General features: G+C 36.8%; 3 protein-coding genes. All 3 read right to left on the reverse strand.

The features are described from left to right. Positions 1-1,603 (reverse strand): DEAD/DEAH box helicase (locus ACI4WO_RS03375; protein ID WP_439806147.1); only part of this gene is annotated, 1,603 nt, incomplete at its 3' end. Between the two features lie 60 nt (positions 1,604-1,663). Then, on the reverse strand, positions 1,664-2,155 hold the full coding sequence (locus ACI4WO_RS03380) for a hypothetical protein (RefSeq protein ID WP_439806148.1): 492 nt from the start codon (positions 2,153-2,155) through the stop codon (positions 1,664-1,666). Between the two features lie 382 nt (positions 2,156-2,537). Next, positions 2,538-3,134 carry a restriction endonuclease gene (locus tag ACI4WO_RS03385; RefSeq protein ID WP_439806149.1) on the reverse strand — a complete coding sequence of 199 codons (597 nt, stop codon included), beginning with the start codon at positions 3,132-3,134 and terminating at the stop codon, positions 2,538-2,540. Positions 3,135-3,193: the final 59 nt, after the last annotated feature.

A 3,193-nucleotide genomic window follows, 5' to 3' on the forward strand; every position in this document is an offset into this window, starting at 1 on the left:
CTGATTCCGGATTGAGCCATTTGTTGAAACTTTCCCATTTGTCACAGAAATCCACTATGTTGACAGTTTCTGTACCGCCGAAGCCAACGCCTCTCATACCTCTGCCTATCATCTGCATAAGCAGAACATCACTCTGGGTCGGACGGGTGATGAAAACAGTCTGAACGTCCGGAATGTCACTTCCTTCAGTAAGGATATTTATGTTTATGAGTACGTCCAGTTCGCCGTTTTTGAATTTCTGAATAGTATGGTCATTGCTTTTTTCACCACTGTAAACATAATCACATCGTACACCTTTTTCAGTCAGTAAATCGCATAAGCTTATGCAGTGATAGGCATTCATGGCAAAGATAATGGTTTTTCCGTATCTTTCCTTGTCTTTTACATAAGTATCAGCTATAAGTTCGTTTCTTTCGCATACTTTGGCGAGAAAATCAACAAGCTTAGGAGAAAGTTCTCCCCACTTCTGAATATACTTTTCCTCATCAATATCAATATGGGTTTCTATATCAAAATTTGTGGGAATGCGTTCCCATTTCGGATATGCCAGTACATGGTCTGCCAGAAGTTTTCCTAATGAAACATTATAAATTATGGTATCGTCATAATACTTCATCAGTTGGATACTTTCCTTATCAGAAAGTCTGACAGGTGTCGCAGTCAGTCCAAGAAGCTTTGCATCGGGCACTGTATCAAAAACTGTATCTATTATTTTTCTGTATGTAGGAGCTGTGGTATGGTGTGCCTCGTCAACGACCACCATTACTTTTTTCCTGAGAAAGAACGGAAATACATCTGTTTTTGAAGAAAGTGACTGAACACTTCCGATTATAACATCAAATGATTTGTCTGCCATGCTGATAAAACAGTGCTCACCGGAAACGCAAATCAGATTCATGCTGTAACGGCTTGTATCAGATAGTTTAAGCAGAGAAGCATTGCAGATAAAAGTATCGGCAGTCTGTTCAAGTAAAAGACTTCTGTGAGCAAGCCAGAGCACCTGATACCCCTGACTGATAATATATCTGAAAAGAAAATATACAGATGTTCTGGTTTTTCCGCTGCCGGTAGGCATCATGAGAATACCTCTGCTGTTTACATTGTAAAACTGCACCATGCTTTCAACGGCGTCATGCTGAAAGTCCTCCAGAGAAATATCATTGGGGATTACGCAGGATAAATCTATCAGTTTCGGTGAAGAATAGTAAAGCTTTTCCTTGCTGTCGTCAACTTCCATTCCTGTTTGATTGAGTTCATCAAGATAAAGTGCCTGTAAAGTCGGATTCATTTTCAGCGAGAAAAGACTGTTTCGCATTTGCTCACCGCTGTTAGCACAGATTCCTGCCATATTTTTGCTTTGCAGAAAGGTGCATATTCTGTTTACACGCTCCATATCGCAAAGAACATATTGCTCTATCTCCCTGCGGTATCTGTTTACAAAGCTAAGGGACGGTTTCCTTGCAATACGGCTCATTCGTACTGACAGCATAAGCTTACTTTCTGATTTCAAATTTGACCTGTACTTTTCAGGTGTTTTACTGCTCTGGATAACAGCTTTAAGAAATTCTGTCGGGAATGACTCCCATGAAAATACTTTTTTCATTGGCTATACCTCCTTTTCGTTGATTTTATTATACTATAAAACGAAAATTAAAGTGTGCGGTTACAGCACACTTTTGCTTGCTATATTTTTACAGCCATATTTTACGAGTTCTTCCATAAAATCGTCAAGCTCATCTCCGTCGGTTATAGCCAAATCAGCAATGTAGTCAAAACGACATTTTGTCGGACACAAAGGTGTTCCGTTAAGGATAAGCAGTTCTGTTGCTTCATCATGCGATAATTTTGCACCAAGAATGAATTTTACAAGATTTGATTTGGTTATTCCATACGTACCTTTCAGATATCTTCCGAAATTTGTCCTGTCTATATCGCATTTTTCGTACACAAGTGTCTTTTTACCTTCAAAGACATTCTCAAAGATTTCAATTATTCTTTCACGAAGTTCAGCCTGGTTATCATCAGGTGCAGACGGCATCCCTTCCAGGTCATCCTCTGAAACACGATAATGTCTTTTTTCATGGGGTTTAAAATCAACAGGATCTGTTGACTCAAATTCCATATTTTCAATCATTCTTAATTTTTCTTTGTTCATGACAATATACCTCTGAATGTTAAGTTTAAACGTTACTGTTTTAATTATTATATCATACATAATGCAATTCTTCAATATAAGATAAAATTGTCATACTATTTTCAATATTGTTTCCCGATAAAGGCTTGCAACAAATAAAAATCTCTGCGTAACAAAATCGTGTATGCCAATTACTAAAATCAAAAGTGCCTGCTACCGCCCTCAAATCAGCAGTTTTCAGAGCAAAACAAAATCCCCGGAACAGCGTAGTTTCGAGGGTTTAAAAGATATGTGACTTGTAAAAAGTTATCTCTTTGAAATTCCAAACTGCATAACAATGGGGTTTTCTTTATGGTTTGTAATTTGTGTGCTAATTATTAACGGTAATTGACAGAATTATAGTTTATGTGTTCAAATAATGCAACTTATCAATCAGAATAGTTCTGTCCCATAGAATGACATTTGTTTTTGTAGCCAATTCAACAGCAGATTTTGTAAATGTATTATTTGTAACAACTATCACTTTATCCAAATTGTAAAATACTTTTCCTGAAAAAGCTTCTTGTACCGCCGAGTTACCAACTGTTCCTGAATAGCATTTTGCCTGTATCCCATATTTTACTCCATTTTTATCAGCAATAACATCAATTCCTTGATCACCAGTTGTTTTGGTAGAGAAAGAACCAAATCCCATTGATGTAAATAGGCGAACTAAAAACTCTTCAAATTCAACACCGCTCATTAAATCAACATCGTCTATTGTAATGTTATTGAATGAAGTCTTATTACAACTATATTCATTGGAAACAGATGATTTGAATTTTATATCATCACAATTAATGTTTATACCTATTCTTTCCAACTGCGATTCAAACCACCTTGGGAGCTTAATTGATAAAGAATATGGTATACATGAAAATGCTTCATTACCAATTTCCACTACTGAATTTGGAATATCAATGAAAGCTAAACCACTACGCATAAATGCAGCCTTACCAATCCTTTGTACCCGCCAACCGCACCCTCAAGTACAAAAAGAAGCCGAATAAAAATCCGACT

The sequence above is a fragment of the Porcipelethomonas sp. genome (genome assembly GCF_051893655.1).
Taxonomy (GTDB): domain Bacteria; phylum Bacillota; class Clostridia; order Oscillospirales; family Ruminococcaceae; genus Porcipelethomonas.

Coding starts and splice junctions, on each gene's coding strand:
- ACI4WO_RS03380 (WP_439806148.1), bottom strand. CDS start 2,155: ATGAACAAAGAAAAATTAAGAATGATTGAAAATATGGAATTTGAGTCA.